This is a genomic window from Micromonospora sp. NBC_00858, from assembly GCF_045207365.1.
Lineage (GTDB): Bacteria > Actinomycetota > Actinomycetes > Mycobacteriales > Micromonosporaceae > Micromonospora.
This window is the reverse complement of record NZ_CP108828.1, coordinates 5,083,169-5,099,875: the sequence shown is the minus strand read 5'-3', so window position 1 is coordinate 5,099,875 and position 16,707 is coordinate 5,083,169. Positions and strand designations below refer to the sequence as shown.

Annotated in this window: 14 protein-coding genes; 9 read left to right on the top strand and 5 right to left on the bottom strand. The window is 72.0% G+C overall.

All coding sequences use genetic code 11. From position 1 onward, the window contains the following. Positions 1 to 34: 34 nt before the first annotated feature. Positions 35 to 1,177 (bottom strand): GH12 family glycosyl hydrolase domain-containing protein, encoded by a 1,143-nt coding sequence (locus tag OG990_RS23665; protein WP_406077186.1) that lies wholly within the window; start codon positions 1,175 to 1,177, stop codon positions 35 to 37. A gap of 304 nt (positions 1,178 to 1,481) precedes the next feature. On the opposite strand from OG990_RS23665, the gene OG990_RS23660 reads away from it, so the two are divergent. Both OG990_RS23660 and ctaD read left to right on the top strand, forming a co-directional pair. Further along, a complete protein-coding gene (locus tag OG990_RS23660; RefSeq protein ID WP_406077185.1) occupies positions 1,482 to 2,588 on the top strand; it encodes an FAD-dependent monooxygenase in 1,107 nt (368 codons plus the stop codon). 119 nt (positions 2,589 to 2,707) lie between these two features. After that, positions 2,708 to 4,468 carry a cytochrome c oxidase subunit I gene (gene ctaD, locus OG990_RS23655; RefSeq protein WP_386992983.1) on the top strand — a complete coding sequence of 587 codons (1,761 nt, stop codon included), beginning with the start codon at positions 2,708 to 2,710 and terminating at the stop codon, positions 4,466 to 4,468. Positions 4,469 to 5,119: 651 nt separating this feature from the next. On the opposite strand, the gene OG990_RS23650 is transcribed toward ctaD, so the two are convergent. Genes OG990_RS23650 through OG990_RS23635 form a run of 4 tightly spaced genes read right to left on the bottom strand, consistent with a single transcriptional unit; the run spans position 5,120 to position 11,024 of the window. After that, entirely contained in the window at positions 5,120 to 6,370 is a 1,251-nt protein-coding gene (locus OG990_RS23650) for an MFS transporter (protein WP_406077184.1), read from the bottom strand. 40 nt (positions 6,371 to 6,410) lie between these two features. Continuing rightward, positions 6,411 to 6,992 carry an isochorismatase family protein gene (locus tag OG990_RS23645; RefSeq protein ID WP_406077183.1) on the bottom strand — a complete coding sequence of 194 codons (582 nt, stop codon included), beginning with the start codon at positions 6,990 to 6,992 and terminating at the stop codon, positions 6,411 to 6,413. 50 nt (positions 6,993 to 7,042) lie between these two features. Continuing rightward, entirely contained in the window at positions 7,043 to 8,329 is a 1,287-nt protein-coding gene (locus tag OG990_RS23640) for a nicotinate phosphoribosyltransferase (protein ID WP_328424107.1), read from the bottom strand. A 16-nt stretch (positions 8,330 to 8,345) separates the two neighbouring features. After that, positions 8,346 to 11,024: a LuxR C-terminal-related transcriptional regulator gene (locus tag OG990_RS23635; RefSeq protein ID WP_406077182.1), complete on the bottom strand. Its 2,679-nt coding sequence runs from the start codon at positions 11,022 to 11,024 to the stop codon at positions 8,346 to 8,348. A 195-nt stretch (positions 11,025 to 11,219) separates the two neighbouring features. Between OG990_RS23635 and OG990_RS23630 the strand changes: the two genes are divergently transcribed. The 7 genes from OG990_RS23630 (at position 11,220) to OG990_RS23600 (ending at position 16,645) form a co-directional block, all read left to right on the top strand. Continuing rightward, complete coding sequence (locus tag OG990_RS23630; RefSeq protein WP_406077181.1) at positions 11,220 to 12,770, top strand: hypothetical protein; 1,551 nt, start codon at positions 11,220 to 11,222, stop codon at positions 12,768 to 12,770. A gap of 148 nt (positions 12,771 to 12,918) precedes the next feature. Next, positions 12,919 to 13,209, top strand: coding sequence for an ATP-dependent Clp protease adapter ClpS (gene clpS / locus OG990_RS23625; RefSeq protein WP_088946433.1), 291 nt, complete (start codon positions 12,919 to 12,921; stop codon positions 13,207 to 13,209). Positions 13,210 to 13,211: 2 nt separating this feature from the next. Continuing rightward, the gene (locus tag OG990_RS23620; protein ID WP_172899170.1) at positions 13,212 to 13,706 is read left to right on the top strand and encodes a DUF2017 domain-containing protein; all 495 of its coding nucleotides are present in this window, start codon (positions 13,212 to 13,214) and stop codon (positions 13,704 to 13,706) included. 52 nt (positions 13,707 to 13,758) lie between these two features. Then, positions 13,759 to 14,247 (top strand): Mov34/MPN/PAD-1 family protein, encoded by a 489-nt coding sequence (locus OG990_RS23615; RefSeq protein WP_406077180.1) that lies wholly within the window; start codon positions 13,759 to 13,761, stop codon positions 14,245 to 14,247. 66 nt (positions 14,248 to 14,313) lie between these two features. Beyond that, a complete protein-coding gene (locus tag OG990_RS23610; RefSeq protein ID WP_328424115.1) occupies positions 14,314 to 14,700 on the top strand; it encodes a MoaD family protein in 387 nt (128 codons plus the stop codon). Between the two features lie 11 nt (positions 14,701 to 14,711). Continuing rightward, positions 14,712 to 15,677 carry a cysteine synthase gene (locus OG990_RS23605; RefSeq protein ID WP_355610192.1) on the top strand — a complete coding sequence of 322 codons (966 nt, stop codon included), beginning with the start codon at positions 14,712 to 14,714 and terminating at the stop codon, positions 15,675 to 15,677. Positions 15,678 to 15,901: 224 nt separating this feature from the next. Continuing rightward, positions 15,902 to 16,645 (top strand): MBL fold metallo-hydrolase, encoded by a 744-nt coding sequence (locus OG990_RS23600; RefSeq protein ID WP_328424119.1) that lies wholly within the window; start codon positions 15,902 to 15,904, stop codon positions 16,643 to 16,645. The last annotated feature ends 62 nt before the right edge of the window (positions 16,646 to 16,707 follow it).

The window sequence follows — 16,707 nt, the reverse complement described above, 5'->3', positions numbered from 1 at the left end:
GATGGTCACGCCCCCACTGCCAGTTGCCTACCGCTCAGGAGCGGGAGCAGGCCATGCCATTGAGGGTGAAGCTCGTCGGCGACGAGTACGCCCCGCTCAGCGTCCCCTGGTACCCGAAGCTGGCCGTGCCGCCCGGGGCGAGCGTGCCGTTCCAGTTCAGGTTTCGGGCGGTCACCGTGGACCCGCTCTGGCTTACCGTGGCGTTCCACGCGCTGGTCACCTGCTGCCCGCTGGGCAGCGCGTAACTCAGCGTCCAGCCGTTGACCGTGCTGGACCCGGTGTTGGTGATCTGGACGTCGGCGGTGAAGCCGCTGTTCCACGAGTTCGGCGTGTACTTCACCGCGCACCCGGCGCCGCCCGGCGGCGGGGTGGTCGGGGGCGGCGGAGTCGTCGGGGGCGGCGTGGTGGGCGGTGGGCCGCCGCCGTTGACGGCGGCAGAGAACGAGGTCACCGCCAGACCGGCACCGCCCTGCCAGGGCTCGAAGCCGGCCTGGATGCTGGTCAGGTACCAGCTGTTGGTGATCGCACCCCGGTTGCGGACGTCGGTGATGAAGTCGAGCACGCTGAAGTTCAGGCTGGTGATCGGCGACGGCGCGACGTACGAGATGACGTTGTTGCCGCCGTTGCTGCCCCGCCAGACCTCCCAGGTCCGGCCGACCAGGGTGGCCGTGCCGACCGGTGAGCCGATGGGCTGGATCGAGCCCTGCCGGTTGAGCCAGATCATGATCTCCATCTGGTTCACCCCGTCCCGCTTGGGCGTCGGGTCCAACCAGATGTCGTACGAGGCGTTGTAGGTCGCGCCGCTGACGTACCGGTAGTTGATGCTGCTCGTGGCGCTGCTGATCTGGCTCACCTGGATCGGCAGGTTCGTGCCGGGAGAGCAGTTGGTGTAGTGACAACCGAAGAACACCGAGGGGTACGCGGTGGGCGCGCCGTTGGTGGGGTTGCTGCCGTTCTGCGTGGTGATCTCGAAGCCGGTGTCGGTGACGTTGATGCACTGTTGGGCGGTGGTGCCCCACCGGTTGTTCTGCACCACGTACCGGCTCTGGATGACGGTCGAGCCGTACTGCTCACAGATCTGGGTGTCGGCGGAGGCGTTGCCGCCGAGGGCCACAGCGACGATCGAGCCGCCGAGCAGCAGGCCAGCGGCGACCAGGGCCCGAAGTGGACGTTTCATGACGCTCCTTGACTGCGGCGCGTGCCGGGCGCCGAAATGAGGTCGGGGCAGGTACGGGAGCGCTCCCACGCTCGATGACACATTTACATGTCTGAAAGTAGTGCGCAACCGTACGCGTCAAACTGGTGAAATGTGAGGATTGCCACGCGCGCGCCGGACAGTCGGCAGCGGACGTCCAGCTAAGCGGCGGGAGCCGCCGACGAGCGACTCCGGCGGGCCAAATGGGCCCTGGTGTGCGCCGATAGCGCCGAGTAGCGTGTTGCCTCCAACGCGTGCCGCATCCCCTCCGGAGGCGTACACCACCATGGGTGGCTCCCCCCTGCGCATCCTCGTCGTCGGCGCGGGCATTGCCGGCCTGGCCGTGGCCCGGGCGTTACGCCTGGCGGGCTTCCGGCCCGACGTCACCGACAAGCTGCCGCCGGGGGAGTCCACCGAGACCGGCCTCTACCTGCCGGGCAACGCGGCCCGCGCGCTGCACCGGCTGGACCTGCACGACCCGGTACGCCCACTCGGGCAGGTGATCCGCCGGCAGCGCTTCTTCGACGCCGCTGGCGCGCCGCTCTGCGAAGTCGACCTCGACACCCTCTGGGCCGGCGTCGGCGAGTGCCGGGCGCTGCCCCGGGCGGACCTGCACCGGGTGCTGCTCAGCGGAGCCGGCGGCGCCGTCCGGCACGGCGCCGAGGTCCGCACCCTGGATCTGCTCCCGGGCGGGGTCGGGGTCACCTTCACCGACGGCACCAGCACCGAGTACGACCTGGTCATCGGTGCCGACGGGCCGCGCTCCTCGGTCCGCGCGCTGGCCTCGCTCGGCGGGCCGCCCCGACCCGTCGGGCAGGTGGTCTACCGGGCCGTGCTGCGCGACGGTCCGCCGGTCAGCGAGTGGACCGCCCTGCTCGGCCAGCGCTCCGGGTTCCTGATGGTGCCGATCGGTGCCGGACGGCTGCACTGCTACGCCGATGAGGCCGGCACCGAAGCGCCGGCCGACCCGCTGGCCCGGCTGCGCGAACTCTTCGCCGACTACCGCGGCCCGGTGCCCGAGGTGCTCGCGGCGCTCGACGGGGTGCACGTCGGGATCACCGACGAGGTGGAGCTGGGGCGCTGGCACCAGGGGAGGGTGCTGCTGGTTGGCGACGCCGCGCACGCTACCGCGCCGACACTGTCCCAGGGTGCGGCCATGGCGCTGGAGGACGCGGTGGTGCTGGCCGACTCGCTGCGCGCTGCCGGCAGCGTGGAGGCGGCCCTGGTCGCGTACGAGAGTCGCCGCCGTCCGCGTACCCGCTGGGTGCGGGACCGGACCCGGGACCGCAACCGGACCAGGGACGTACCGCCAGCGCTGCGCGACCCGCTATTGCGCGGACGGGGCGGTCGGATCTTCGGAGAGCACTACCGCTTGCTGGTCGGGCCGCTGTAGATCGTGTCCCGCCACCCCACGCGGCGCTCCGACCTGCCGGGGACTATTCTTCCTGCGGATAACGGCCCGCCAATAACCAGCGTGTGCCGAGCGGGACAACCGAGAACCGGAGGCCACTCGTGACCACCGTCGCACCCAAGCCGGTCGTGACCCGGCCCTGGCCGGTCCGGGAGCCGGTCAAGGGGTCGGCCATCGCGCGGCTGCTTCGTACCACGGACGCGAAGCAAATCGGGATCATGTACATGGTCACCGCGTTCGTGTTCTTCATGATCGGTGGCCTGATGGCCCTGGTCATGCGGGCTGAGCTGGCTCGACCCGGGATGCAGTTCCTGTCGCCCGAGCAGTACAACCAGCTCTTCACCATGCACGGCACGATCATGTTGCTGTTCTTCGCGACGCCGGTCGTGTTCGCGTTCGCCAACTACGTCGTGCCGCTGCAGATCGGTGCACCCGACGTCTCCTTCCCGCGGCTGAACAGCTTCGCCTACTGGCTGTTCCTGTTCGGCGGGACGATGGCGACCGCCGGCTTCCTCACCCCGGGCGGTGCCGCCGACTTCGGTTGGACCGCCTACACGCCGCTGAGCAGCGTCGAGCACTCGCCTGGCGTCGGCGCCAACATGTGGGTGATGGGGCTGGCCATCTCCGGCCTCGGCTCGATCCTCGGTGCGGTCAACCTGATCACGACGATCCTGACCCTGCGCGCGCCGGGCATGACCATGTTCCGGATGCCGATCTTCACCTGGAACATGCTGGTCACCAGCCTCCTGGTGATCCTGGTCTTCCCGCTGCTGGCCGCCGCGCTGTTCGCGCTCGCCGCGGACCGCCTCCTCGGCGCCCACGTGTACGACCCGGCGACCGGCGGGCCGATGCTCTGGCAGCACCTGTTCTGGTTCTTCGGGCACCCCGAGGTGTACATCATCGCGCTGCCGTTCTTCGGCATCATCAGCGAGGTCATCCCGGTCTTCTCCCGCAAGCCGATCTTCGGCTACAAGGGGCTGGTCGCCGCGACCATCGCGATCGCCGCGCTCTCGATGAGCGTCTGGGCGCACCACATGTTCGCCACCGGCCAGGTGCTGCTGCCGTTCTTCAGCTTCCTGAGCTACCTGATCGCCGTGCCCACCGGTATGAAGTTCTTCAACTGGATCGGCACCTTGTGGCGGGGGCAGATCAGCTTCGAGACGCCGATGCTGTTCGCGATCGGCTTCCTGGTCACCTTCCTCTTCGGTGGTCTCACCGGCGTGCTGCTGGCCAGCCCGCCGCTCGACTTCCACGTGCACGACTCGTACTTCGTGGTGGCGCACTTCCACTACGTGCTCTTCGGCACCATCGTGTTCGCGGTCTTCGCCGGCATCTACTTCTGGTTCCCGAAGATGTTCGGCCGGATGCTCGACGAGCGCCTGGGCAAGGTGCACTTCTGGCTCACCATGATCGGCTTCCACACCACCTTCCTGGTGCAGCACTGGCTCGGCAACGAGGGCATGCCCCGTCGGTACGCCGACTACCTGCCCAGCGATGGCTTCACCACGCTGAACATGGTCTCCACGATCGGCGCGTTCATCACCGGTATCTCCACGCTGCCGTTCATCTACAACTGCTGGAAGTCGTACAAGACCGGCCCGGTGGTCGAGGTGAACGACCCGTGGGGTTACGGCAACTCGCTGGAGTGGGCGACCAGCAGCCCGCCGCCGCTGCGCAACTTCGACCGGATGCCCCGGATCCGCTCCGAGCGGCCGGCGTTCGACATGAAGTTCCCGGAGCTGGCCGCCGGCGGCCAGAGCCTGGCCGGTCCGCCGGAGGGTGGCGCCAAGCCGCTCACCAGCGAGTCGGACGGCGGGGCCAGCTACCGCGAGGACATCGCCAGCGACATTGACCGGAACTGACGCTCAGCTCAGCAGCCGTACGACGGGCGCCGCCCCCGGGACCACCGGGAGCGGCGCCCGTCGCCATGTCCGGCCACCGTCGGACCCGCGGTCGCCTCATGCCCGGCCCGGCCCGGCCCGGCCCGGCCCGGCCCGGCCCGACTGGCTTGGCGCGGCTGCCCGGCCGCGTGGCTCGGCTCGGCCTGGCGTGGCTGGCGCGGTTCGGTTCGTTCGGCTTGGCTGGCCGGCTGGCGTGGCGCGGCTCGGTTCGGCTCGGTTCCGAGTCAGTACACCTAGCGCAGCCGGCGGGCGGCTCAGCTCGGCCCGTGCTTCCGTCCGGCCCGGCGCGCTCGGCTTGCTTCGGTTCGGTCTGCGCTTCCGGCCGACCCCGGGGTCGCCCGTCCCGGCTGTCCGGCCACTGTTCCACATGAGCTTGATACCTGTGAGGCATAAATTTGCCTCACAGGTATCAAGCTCTTTTGTGCATGCTGCCCGGACGATCGTCGCCATCTCGACGTGGCCCCTGAGAACAGCGCCGGCCGCCCCGGTGCCCGCTGGCCCGGTGCCGGCTGCCTGCTGGCTCGGCGCCGGCCAGCTCTCAAGGCTGGCGATCGCAGCGCCAACCAGGCGGGACGGGCGCGTTGCCGCCCACCGGGGTGGTGACCCGGGACGTCAGCGGGTGGCGGGGGTGACGTCGGCTTCGACGGGCGGCGCCAGGGTGGCCGTGATGGCGTTGCGGCGGCGGCGCAGTTCGATCGGGAGCACCACCAGGGTGACCAGCGCGCCCAGCGCGCCGGTCACCACGAAGCCCCAGAGCGGCTCGCTGGCGTCGATCACCGCGCCGGCGAGCGGAGCGCCGATCGCGATGCCGACGGTGACCGCCGACCCGTGGAGGCCCATCGCCTCTCCGCGTACCTCGGGCGGGGCCAGCCGGCTGACCGCGTCCGAGGCGGCCGCGATGGTCGGCGCGCAGAGCGCGCCGGCGGGGATCAGTGCCAGGCAGAGCAGCCACCAGTGCGCGCCGCCCAGCCCGATCGGGATGGTGCAGAGGCCGAGCGCAGCGGTCAGGGCCAGCGGGGAGATTGGACGGTGTACGGCACCGTAGGCGAAGCCGCCGGCCAGCGAGGCGACCGCCCAGATGGACAGAACCGCGCCGGTCCAGCCGACCTCGCCGCTCGCCCGCAGCACGGCCACCACCGCCACGTCGGTGCCGCCGAGCACCAGCGTGGCGGCGGTACTGACGGCCAGCACGGCGAGCAGTCGGGGGGTCAGCCACTCGCGGCGGGGCACCCGGCGCCGCGGGCCGGTCGGCTCGCTGGCACCCCGGATGGGCGGGTTGAGCAGCCACAGTCCGATCCCGGCGGCGACGATGCCGGTACCGACCAGGTACAGGGTCGTGCGCGCGGAGATCGCCGTGACCAGGGCCACCGCCAGCGCCGGGCCGATCATGAAGGACAGCTCCACCGACATCGAGTCCAGCGCGTACGCCGGGCGGCGCCGGTCCTCCGGGACCATCGCGGCGATCGACTGGCGGACCACCGAGAAGATGGGCAGGGCCAGCGAGCCGGCCACGAAGGCGGCCGGCAGCAGCAGCGGGTACGACAGCGAGGGCGCGGTGGTCCAGAACACCGCCTCGGCGATCGCGGTGAGCACCAGGACCGGGCGCAGGCCACGCCGGTCCACCAGCCGGCCGAGCAGCGGGCCGCCGATCGCCGCACCGACCGTGACGGCCGCGCCGACCAGGCCTGCCGCCCCGTAGCCCCGGTCGAGGTCGAGCACCACGTAGAAGGTCAGCGTCACACCGGTCGCGGTGAGCGGGATGCGGGCGAGGACGGCGAGCAGCAGCAGCGACCGCAGGCCGGGCACGGCGAGCGCTTCCCGGTAAGGCTTCATGTTCACGTGGGTCCGTACCTCCGGCGACATCCTCGACCGGCGGCGGGCGGATGACCAACCAATTACCGCCTCATGCGGCCCTGATCACAGGCTGACCGCGCATGGTCACCCCGGCGCCGTCCAGCGCCCGCAGCGCCACGTCGGTGGTCTCCGGAGCGACCGCGGCGGTCAGTTCGAGCAGCACGGTGGTGGCGAAGCCCTCCCGGGCGGCGTCCAGCGCGGTCGCCCGGATGCAGTGGTCGGTGGCGATGCCGACCACGTCGACCTGGTCCACGTCGTGCCGGCGCAGCCAGTCGGCCAGGCACTCGCCGTCCTCGGCGTGCCCGTCGAACCCGGAGTACGCCGCCGCGTGCTCGCCCTTGTGGAAGATCGCCTCGACCCGCCCGGTGTCCAGATCGGGGTGGAACTCCGAGCCGCTGGTGCCGACCACGCAGTGCCGGGGCCAGGACTCCACGAAGTCCGGCGGGTCGCCGAAGTGCGCGCCCGGGTCGATGTGGTAGTCCTTGGTGGCGACCACGTGTGCCCAGCGGTCCGGCTCGGCGGCGAGCAGCCGGGAGATGCCGGCGGCCACATCCGCGCCGCCCCCGACGGCCAGCGAGCCGCCCTCGCAGAAGTCGTTCTGCACGTCCACGATGATCAGTGCGTTGGCCATCGAGGTCTCCCTCCTCACGATCGGGTCTGCGGTGCCGGTCCTGGATGAGCTCAGTCGGCGGGTACGACGCTGACCGGTACGGCCGGGTCGCCGCCGGAGAGCTTCAGCCCCTCCCACGGGATGGAGATCAGGCATTCGCGCAGGTGCTCCCGCGACTCGTCCAGCGACGGTAGGGCCACCGGCTCGCCGTCGACCACGTACGAGCGCTGGAGCATCCGGTCGTTGGGCTGCCGGTCCGGTACGCCCTGCGGGACGATGATCTCCTCGGTGGCGGTGCCGGTCGGCTTGTGCCGGCGGACTGCCACCTTCCGGCCACCGATGGTCGCCTTGTGCTCGGAGCGCTTCACCACCGGCCGCCCCTCGACCTCGACGAGCTTGTAGACCAGCCCGGCGGTCGGCGCCCCAGAGCCGGTGACCACGGCCGTGCCCGCGCCGTACATGTCGACCGGCTCGGCGGCCAGCGAAGCGATGGCGTGCTCGTCCAGGTCGCCGGAGACGATGATCTTGGTCTCGGTGGCGCCCAGCGAGTCCAGCAGCTCCCGGGACTGCTGAGCGATCACCGCCAGGTCACCCGAGTCGATCCGTACCGCCCGCAGCTCCGGCCCGGCCACCGCGATCGCGTTGCGAATGCCTTGGCTGATGTCGTACGTGTCAACCAGCAGCGTGGTGTCCTTGCCCAGCGTGGCAACCTGCGAGGCGAACGCCGCCCGCTCGTCGTGGTGCAGAAGCGTGAACGCGTGCGCCGCCGTGCCCGCGGTGGGGATGCCGTAGCGCGCACCGGCGGCGAGGTTGGACGTGAACCGGAACCCGGCCAGGTACGCCGCGCGCGCCGCGGCCACCGCGGCCTCCTCGTGCGCCCGCCGCGAACCCATCTCGATCAGCGCGCGACCCCGCGCGGCGGTCACCATGCGGGCCGCCGCGGCCGCCACCGCGCTGTCGTGGTTGAGCACGGAGAGCACCAGGGTCTCCAGCACCACGCACTCGGCGAAGCCGCCCGAGACGGTGAGGATCGGCGAATTGGGGAAGAACAGCTCACCCTCGGCGTACCCGTCGATGTCGCCCGTGAAGCGGTAGTCGGCGAGCCAGGCCGCGCCCGCCTCGTCGACCACACCGGTCCGGCTCAGGAAGTCGATCTCCGTCGGGTCGAACCGGAAGTCACGGATCAGGTCGATCAGCCGGGCCGTCCCGGCGACCACGCCGTACCGGCGGCCGGTCGGCAGCCGACGGCTGAACACCTCGAAGACGCAGCGGCGGTCGGCGGTGCCGTCCTTCAGAGCCGCACTGACCATCGTCAGCTCGTAGTGGTCGGTCAGAAGCGCGGGGCGGAGGGTGCTCACCGCCCAAGCCTAAGGTTCAGCCTGAGTCGCCGCTTTCGTGCCCCGGGATCGATCGCAGCGCAGCCCACAGCTCAGCCCGGGCGGTCACGCCGAGCTTGGTGTAGATCCGCTGGAGGTGGTTCTCCACGGTGCGGGCGGAGAGATAGAGCCGCTCGGCGATGGCCTTGCTGGTCGCACCGTGGGCGGCGAGGCGGGCCACCTGCCACTCCCGTTCGGTCAGCACCGGCGCCCCGGCGTGCAGCGCCGGCGTGCGGATCAGCTCGCAGCGGCTGAGCAGCCCGGCCAGGCGCTCCCGGGCCTCACCGGCCGCCGGCGAGTGCTGCTGCCGCAGCCGGTGCAGCGCTTGGGCGGTGGCCTCGGCGGCGTACACGTGCAGCTCCAGCGCGGCGTAGTCGTCGGCGACCGCGAGCAGATCCGGGGCGGAGTCGGTCACCGCGGCCCGGGCATGCCGGGCCAGCAGTGGCGGGAGCACCCCGTCGACCCGCTCGGAGAGCTCCGCGAGGCGCTGCGCGACGGTGCGCCGGCCGCCGTCGGAGCAGGTCGGCCCGACCGGTGCGCCGGCCTGGTCCAGCCGGACCAGGTCGTGCAGGACGTGCACCTCGTGCCCGGCGAAGCCGTCCGCGCGCAGCCGGTCCACCAGATCGGTGAGCTGCTTGGCCGCGCCGGGCAGGTCGCCCGACGCGGCGAGCACGGCGCCTCGGGCCTGCTCCAGCCACGGATAGAGCACCGACATGCTCGGCGAGTGGGTGCGGTCCGCCTCGGCCATCGCCTCCGCTGCCTGCGCCGCGTCGCCGCGCAGGGCCGCCGCCTGGGCCCGCTCGGCCTGGGCCAGACCGGCGTAGACCCGGCTCGTGGCCAGCACCGCGCAGGCGCCCAGCGAGGTCCGCATCGCCGCGTCGCTCTGCCCGCGCAGGCGGGCCGCGTACGCCTGGAGGATGGCCAGGTACCCGGTGCCGAGCCGGAAGTCGCCGGCGCCCGCGAGGTCGGCGAACTCGTCGGCCACGATCGCGTCGATCCCGGCCAGGTCGCCGGTGAGCATGAGCCGGGTGCCCCGGGCCAGCTCCAGGGCCAGTTGCAGGTACGGCATGTCGGTACGCCAGCTGGCCGCCGCGGAGTGCACCTGGGCGATCGCCGTACCGCTGCGGGCGAGCTGGCCCTGCGCGGCCTGGACGTACGCGATGGTGCTGCGGGCCAGCTCGCGGGCGGCGACGCTCGCTGCCGGTCGGTCCAGCACCCGCTGGCTGAGCCGCACGGCGGTGGTCGTGTCCAGCCGGTGCAGTCGCATGATCGCCTCGAAGGCGTGCACCCGGGACCGGTCGGCGGAGTCGCTGAGCTGCTCGACCCGGCTCGCCATCTCCTCCACCGTGGACTCCTGGCTCAGCCCCCAGTAGCTGACCATCCCCCGCACGGTCAGCCACCGGCAGAGCCGCCGCTCGTCGCCGGGCTCGGGAGTCACCGCGTCGAGGACGTCGATCGCCTCGTCCGGCCGGTCGGCGAACATCAGGATGGTCGCCAGCAGCTCCGCCGCGTCCGAGCCGCCGTCGGCGTTGAGCGCGGCGCGGGCCAGCCGGGTCGCCAGTGGCACGTCGTAGCGGGTGAACGCCTGCACCGCGGCGTCCACCAGCAGGGCGGCGTCCTGCGCGGTGCCCGAGTCGAGCCGCCACACCGCCACCCGCAGAAGGTCGTCGCGGCGGCGCTTTCCGACCCGCTCCAACAGCTCGGCGAGGTGCGCCTGGAGTCGTCGGGTGCGGCTGACCGGGCAGCGGCGGCGCATCACCTCGCCGTAGAGCGGGTGGGCCAGCCGGACGTCGGTCCGCCGGTCGCTCTGTACGACGCTGATCAGCCCGCGTTCCTCGGCGATCTCCACGTCGACCGGGTCGGCGGCCAGGTTGAGGAGGTGCAGGCCCAGCGGTTCGCCGAAGGCGACCAACTCGACGACCGTGCGGACACCGTCGGTGAGCTGCCCGACCCGGGTGTCGATCAGGTCGGTCAGGTTGGGTGCCAGCTCCAGGCGCCCGGTCCACTTCCAGATGCCGTAGGTGCGCTTCAGCTCCGCGCTGCCGTTGGCGGCGTGCACCAGCTCGCGCAGCAGCAGTGGGTTGCCGGACGACAGGCGGCCGAGCCGGTCGGCGGAGCCGGCGTCGACCGGGCCATCCAGGATCGCCGCCAGCAGGCCGGCGGTCTCCGCCTGTGGCATCGGGGTCAGCTCGATGTGCTCGACCAGGTCGTCGGTCCAGAGTGCCCGGATCGGCAGCGGGATCTGCTCGCCGTCGCGCAGGGTGCCGACCACGGTGGCGTTCTCGTCCCGGGCGACGAGATGCACGAGCGCGGCCGAGGGCGGGTCGAGCAGATGCGCGTCGTCGATGGCGAGCACGATCCGGCGGCCGGCCGCCTGCTGGTGCAGCACGCCCAGGGCCCAGCGCAGGATGCCGGCGGGGGAGAGCCCCTGGGGTTGCTCGGCGGGGAGGACCTGCACCAGCCCGCCGAACGGCAGTGCGGCGGTGGTAGCGCTGGCCGCGATGGACCAGATCGCGTACCGGTCGGTGGGCAGGGTGCTCACGCCCTCGCGCAGCAGCCGGCTCTTGCCGATGCCCGCGCTGCCGCTGAAGAAGAGCCCCCGGCCGGCCTCGCCGGTCACCGCAGCCAGCAGGCGGTTGAGCTCGTCGGTTCGGCCGACGAACTTCCATCGACTCATCCGGGCAGCATATCCATCGAAACCTGTCTGCGCGCGGACCGTCACGCACCGAAGTTGAGTAATCTCGTGATTACCGGTGAGTATGCGATGTGTTCCGTCCGGTCATCGGGCCGCCCGTACTGTTCCGATATCCGGGTACTGTCACCGGATTCAACGCGACCGGCGCGCCGGTCGCCTGCCCTGGGAGGCCACCTGATGAAGCAGGGCCCTCTCCCCTCGGTCGACTCGTCGGACGACATGGCCGGCCCAGTCGAGCTGCCCCGCTGCGGCCCGCTGCCCACCCAGGTCGGGGTGACCGGCCCCGCTCCGGAGGAGCCGCTCGGCGTGGTCGCCGTCGGCCCGGCCGGCGCCGAGCGGCGCGCGGTGCTCGCCACCCTGCTCGGGCTCGACCCGGTCATGCTCACCGTGCCGGCGGGCAGTTGGCTGGTGGTGCGGCATGCCAAGGAGCCCACCCGCGCGGCGTACGTGCCGGGCTACCGCCAGCCGCACTCGTACGGCGCGGACCGGGACGCGGCCGGCCCGGCGCTGGCCCGCCCGCCCCGGCGTGTCGAGCTGAGCGTGCCCGAGCCGCTGCTGCGGCACTTCACCCTGATCGACACGCCGGACAGCGGCACGCTCGGCGTGGCCGGGGGTCGGGTGCTGCTCGACGCGGTCGGCCGGGCCGGCGCGCTGCTCTTCGTGATCGCGGCCGACCAGGCGTTCACCGCCGCGGAGTTGAACCTGCTCGCCGAGGTAGCCCCCGCCCCGGTGAAGGTCGTCTTCGCGGTCACCCCCGGCGCGGCGGGCTGGGCGCCGGTGCCCGACGGCGCGGCGACGACGGAGGACGCGGGGGCGTCCGTCCCGCCGGCCGGCGGTCTGCCCGGCGAGGTCGACCCGGTCGCGGTGACCGTGGAAGCGCACCGGGCGGTGCTGCTGGCCGCGGTGCCCGCACTGGCCGGCGCGCGGTGGTTCCCGGTCGCCGACGCCGACACCGCTGCCGACCTGCGCCGGGCGCTGGTGGGTTGGTCGGCCGACGAGGGGTTGCACCGGGCCAGCGTGGATCCGCCGGTGCTGCCGGGCCAGCACGACCGGGTGGCCGTGGTCGCTGACCCGGGGGACTGGTCCGAGCAGCTTGACCGGCAGGCCCGCTCCTGCGCCCAGCGGATCCGCCAGCACCTCGCGCTGGAGTTGGCGAACACCCACCTGCGGGTGGTTCAGGAGATCGTCTTCGGGGTCGGCTGCGCCGGCCTGCCCGAGCTGCTGGACCGGGAGATGGCCGCGTTGTCGCTGTTGGCCACCGCCCAGTGCGACCACGCGGTGCGGGGCATCGTGGCCGATGCCGCGACCCGGGTGCTCGGCGCTCCGCTGGCCGAGGGCGTGCGCCGCCGGATCGCCACCGCCGTGCAGTACGGCCTGGCTGACCATCGGCACGGTCGCGACCTGGACCGGGTGTTGCTGATCACCAGCACGGCCGGGGTGGCCAATCTGACCGGCCCGGAGGCGATCGACGCGCTGTCCGGCTATCCGGCGGTGTCCCGCGACGAGGTGCTCCCGCCGGTCGCGGTGGCGCTCTCCGGCGGGTGCTGGCAGACGTGGCGCACTCCCGGCAACGACGATCACAACGCCGCGCGGGCGTGGTCCCAGCGGGCGCTGCGGGAGGTCGAGCTGGGGTTGTCCCGGGAGATCTCCCGACGGTTCGAGGTGATCCGCCTCTCGCTGGGCGCGGTGCTCTCCGATGCAGTCGACCACGGCATCCTGCTCGCCTGACGCCGTGGCTGCCCCCCGACCCGGGTCGGTACCACACCTCGCGTTCGACGACGTCCAGGGCGGGTCCGGGGCGGCCGGAGAGGGCGATCCTCGCCGGGCCGGCGTTCCGGTTCCTCGGTTCCGGGAAACCGGTGGCACGATGGGGGGCATGGCGGCTCCGCAGGTTGCACCGGTCGAGACGCCGGACACTGACGAGGTGCCGGCGTCTGACCGGCAATGGGTGACGATCGTGTGGGACGACCCGGTCAACCTGATGACGTACGTGACCTGGGTCTTCCAGAAGCTTTTCGGCTACAGCCGGGAGAGGGCCGAGCAGCTCATGCTGGACGTGCACCACAAGGGCCGGGCCGTGGTCTCCACCGGCGCCCGGGAACGCATGGAGCACGACGCGTCGCAACTGCACGCGTATGGGCTGTGGGCGACGGTGGACCGCTCGTGAGCATGTTCCGTCGCCAGGCCGGCCGCTACGTCGCCACCTTCGCCGTCGACGAGGTGCGGGTGCTGCGCAAGGTCGCCTCCGAGGTGGTCGGCCTGCTCACCGACGGCTTCGACCACACCGACCCGGTTGTCGGCCGGCTCTTCCCGGCGGTCTACCCGGAGGACGCGGCCGGCTCCGCCGAGTTCCGCCGTTACACCGAGGGCGACCTGAAGACCGCGAAGATCGACCAGGCCGGGGCGATCCTGGCCGCGCTGCCCGATGAGGCCGGCGGCGAGGTGCGGCTGGACGCTGAGGCGGCCGAGGCGTGGCTGCGGGCGCTGAACGACGCCCGGCTGGCGATGGGTGTCCGGCTGGAGATCAAGGACGGCACGGACCTGGGCGAGGAGTTGGACGACGCGGTGGCCGAGGACCCGGCCTCCAGCCGGGTGTTCCAGCTGTCGGTCTACGCGTACCTGGGATATCTGCAGGAGTCGCTGCTCAACGCCTTGATCGACTAGCGGTGACCGGCACCACTTCGGCCCGTGCCCGCCAGGCGTTAGGCTGGAACACGTGCTGAGCATCGACCGGTCGATCATCGACGCGATCGTCGCCCACGCGCGCCGGGACCACCCCGACGAGGCGTGCGGCGTGGTCGCCGGTCCCGTCGGCAGCGACACCCCGACCCGGCACATCCCGATGGACAATGCCGCGCGGTCGATGACCTTCTACGAGTTCGACTCGATGGAGCACCTGCGGGTGTGGCGGGAGATGGACGACCGGGACGAGGAGCCCATGGTCATCTACCACTCGCACACCGCCACCGAGGCGTACCCCTCGCGGACGGACGTCTCCTTCGCCGGTGAGCCGGGCGCGCACTACCTGCTCGTCTCGACCCGCGAGCCCGACTCGGAGGAGATCCGGTCGTTCCGGATCGTCGACGGTGTGGTCGCCGAGGAGCCGGTCCGGATCGTGGAGGCCGGGGTCGACCCGCATGCCGTCCAGTCCTACATGTTCGGGCAGAGCCCGGCGACGGTCGACTACGAGTGTTCCGGCCGCTGACCCGTCAGCATCCGCACCCGTTTCGTCCCGTCACCGTAGGCACACCTGAACGAGGAGCACGACATCATGGCCATTGAGGTTCGCATCCCCACCATCCTGCGCAGCTACACCGGCGGCGCCAAGGTCGTCGAAGGCGCCGGCGACACCCTGAGCGACCTGCTCGCCGATCTGGACTCCCGGCACGGCGGGCTGCGGGGCCGGCTGGTCACCGAGGCCGGCACGCTGCACCGCTTCGTCAACGTCTACGTCAACGACGAGGACGTCCGCTTCCTCGGCGCGCTGGACGCCAAGCTCGCCGATGGCGACAGCGTCACCATCCTGCCGGCTGTGGCCGGCGGCGCGTTCGGCTTCGCAGCGGCAGCGGCGATCAGCCAGCACAGCGCCGCGGCGGCGGCGATCAGTCAGCACAGCGCCGCGGCTGCGGTGGCTCGCGGCGCCGTCGCTGCCCGCTGAGGGCGGTCGCCATGGCGCGGTACGACAGCCTGCTTGACGCCTGCGGGGGCACGCCGCTGGTCGGCCTGCCCCGGCTCTCCCCGACGGTGCCCGACGGGGCGCCTCCGGTGCGGCTCTGGGCCAAGCTGGAGGACCGGAACCCGACCGGCAGCATCAAGGACCGCGCGGCGCTGTTCATGGTCCGCGCCGCGGAGGAGTCCGGCCGGCTCCGGACGGGTGACACCATCCTGGAGCCGACCAGTGGCAACACCGGCATCTCGCTGGCCATGGTGGCCAAGCTGCGCGGCTACCGGCTGGTCTGCGTGATGCCGGAGAACGTCTCCACCGAGCGGGTCCAGCTGCTCCGGATGTACGGGGCTGAGATCATTTTCTCGCCGGCGGCGGGTGGCTCCAACCAGGCCGTCGCCACGGCCAAGCAGATCGCCGCCGAGCACCCGGACTGGGTGATGCTCTACCAGTACGGCAACGAGGCGAACGCCCGGGCGCACTACGAGACGACCGGCCCGGAACTGCTGCACGACCTGCCCACCATCACGCACTTCGTGGCCGGGCTGGGCACCACCGGCACCCTGATGGGCACCGGGCGCTACCTGCGGGAGAAGGTCGACGGCATCCAGGTCGTGGCCGCCGAGCCGCGCTACGGCGAGGTGGTCTACGGCCTGCGCAACATCGACGAGGGGTACGTGCCGGAGCTCTACGACGCCTCGGTGCTCTCCCGGCGCTTCTCGGTGGGCACCCGGGACGCGGTGCTGCGCACCCGGCAGCTCGTCGACGTGGAGGGCATCTTCGCCGGCTTCTCCACTGGCGCCATCCTGCACGCCGCGCTCGCGGTGGCGCATGAGGCGGTCCGCGACGGTCGCCGTGCCGACGTGGCCTTCGTGGTCTGCGACGGCGGCTGGAAGTACCTGTCCACCGGCGCGTACGGCGGGACGCTGGCCGACGCCGAGGACGCCCTGGAGGGCCAGCTCTGGGCCTGACCAATCCGGTCGGTTTGTGCGGGCCGTCGACGTTCGCGTCGGCGGCCCGCACGCTGTCCACAGCCTCGTGAACGGGTGTCACGTTCGTGACAACTTCCAAAGGATGATTCTTGCTGCCGGGCACCCCGGCGTAGGCTGCGCAGCGTGGCGCACGCGTCGGTAGAGATCACGGCCTGGACGATGGCCGACACGGATGCTACTGACAGTGACAGCGAGACGACTCGATGCGACTGACCGTTCTGGGTTGCGCCGGGAGCTTCCCCGGCCCCGAGTCGCCGTGTTCGGCCTACCTCGTCGAGGCGGACGGCTTCCGGCTCCTGGTCGACTTCGGCTCGGGTTCGCTGTCCAGCCTCCAGCGGTACGCGGGGCTGCACGCCCCGGACGCGATCCTGCTGACCCACCTGCACTGCGACCACATCCTCGACGCCGTGTCGTACGTGGTGGTCCGCCGATACGCCCCGGACGGCCCCCGCCCGGCGCTGCCGGTGTACGCGCCCTCCGGCGCACCGGACCGGCTCAGTGCCGCGTACGGCGACGACGGCACCGTGGAGGACGTCTACCAGTTCTACGCCCTCCAACCGGGCACCTTCCCGATCGGGCCGTTCACGGTCACCGTCGACCGGGTCAACCACCCCGTCGAGACGTACGGCGTGCGGCTGGAGCACGGCGGCCGATCGCTCTGCTACTCCTCGGACACCGCGCCCTGCGACGCGCTGCTGCGGCTGGCCCAGAACGCCGACGTCTTCCTGTGCGAGGCCAGCTACCTCGACGGCGCGGACAATCCGCCGGATCTGCACCTCACCGGCCGGGAGGCTGGTGAGACGGCGACCAAGGCCGTGGTGGGCCGGCTGCTGCTTACCCACCTGGTGGCCGCCTGGGGCAGCGAGGCGCACACGCTGGAGTCGGCCGCCGGTGCGTACACCGGGCCGCTCGAGGTGGTCCGGGCCGGCGCCAGCTACGACGTCTGACCCATCGCGTCCCGGTCTTCCGGGTCGGCCAGCGGTCTTGTGCCGTACTGTTCGCCAGCCGG

Bases quoted from the DNA above. Each gene is read 5' to 3' on its own strand.
- OG990_RS23605 (WP_355610192.1), top strand. From the start codon at position 14,712: ATGGCGCGGTACGACAGCCTGCTTGACGCCTGCGGGGGCACGCCGCTG.
- OG990_RS23600 (WP_328424119.1), top strand. From the start codon at position 15,902: ATGCGACTGACCGTTCTGGGTTGCGCCGGGAGCTTCCCCGGCCCCGAG.
- OG990_RS23620 (WP_172899170.1), top strand. From the start codon at position 13,212: ATGTTCCGTCGCCAGGCCGGCCGCTACGTCGCCACCTTCGCCGTCGAC.
- OG990_RS23650 (WP_406077184.1), bottom strand. From the start codon at position 6,370: ATGTCGCCGGAGGTACGGACCCACGTGAACATGAAGCCTTACCGGGAA.
- OG990_RS23630 (WP_406077181.1), top strand. From the start codon at position 11,220: ATGAAGCAGGGCCCTCTCCCCTCGGTCGACTCGTCGGACGACATGGCC.
- OG990_RS23635 (WP_406077182.1), bottom strand. From the start codon at position 11,024: ATGAGTCGATGGAAGTTCGTCGGCCGAACCGACGAGCTCAACCGCCTG.
- clpS (WP_088946433.1), top strand. From the start codon at position 12,919: ATGGCGGCTCCGCAGGTTGCACCGGTCGAGACGCCGGACACTGACGAG.
- OG990_RS23645 (WP_406077183.1), bottom strand. From the start codon at position 6,992: ATGGCCAACGCACTGATCATCGTGGACGTGCAGAACGACTTCTGCGAG.
- OG990_RS23610 (WP_328424115.1), top strand. From the start codon at position 14,314: ATGGCCATTGAGGTTCGCATCCCCACCATCCTGCGCAGCTACACCGGC.
- OG990_RS23665 (WP_406077186.1), bottom strand. From the start codon at position 1,177: ATGAAACGTCCACTTCGGGCCCTGGTCGCCGCTGGCCTGCTGCTCGGC.
- OG990_RS23660 (WP_406077185.1), top strand. From the start codon at position 1,482: ATGGGTGGCTCCCCCCTGCGCATCCTCGTCGTCGGCGCGGGCATTGCC.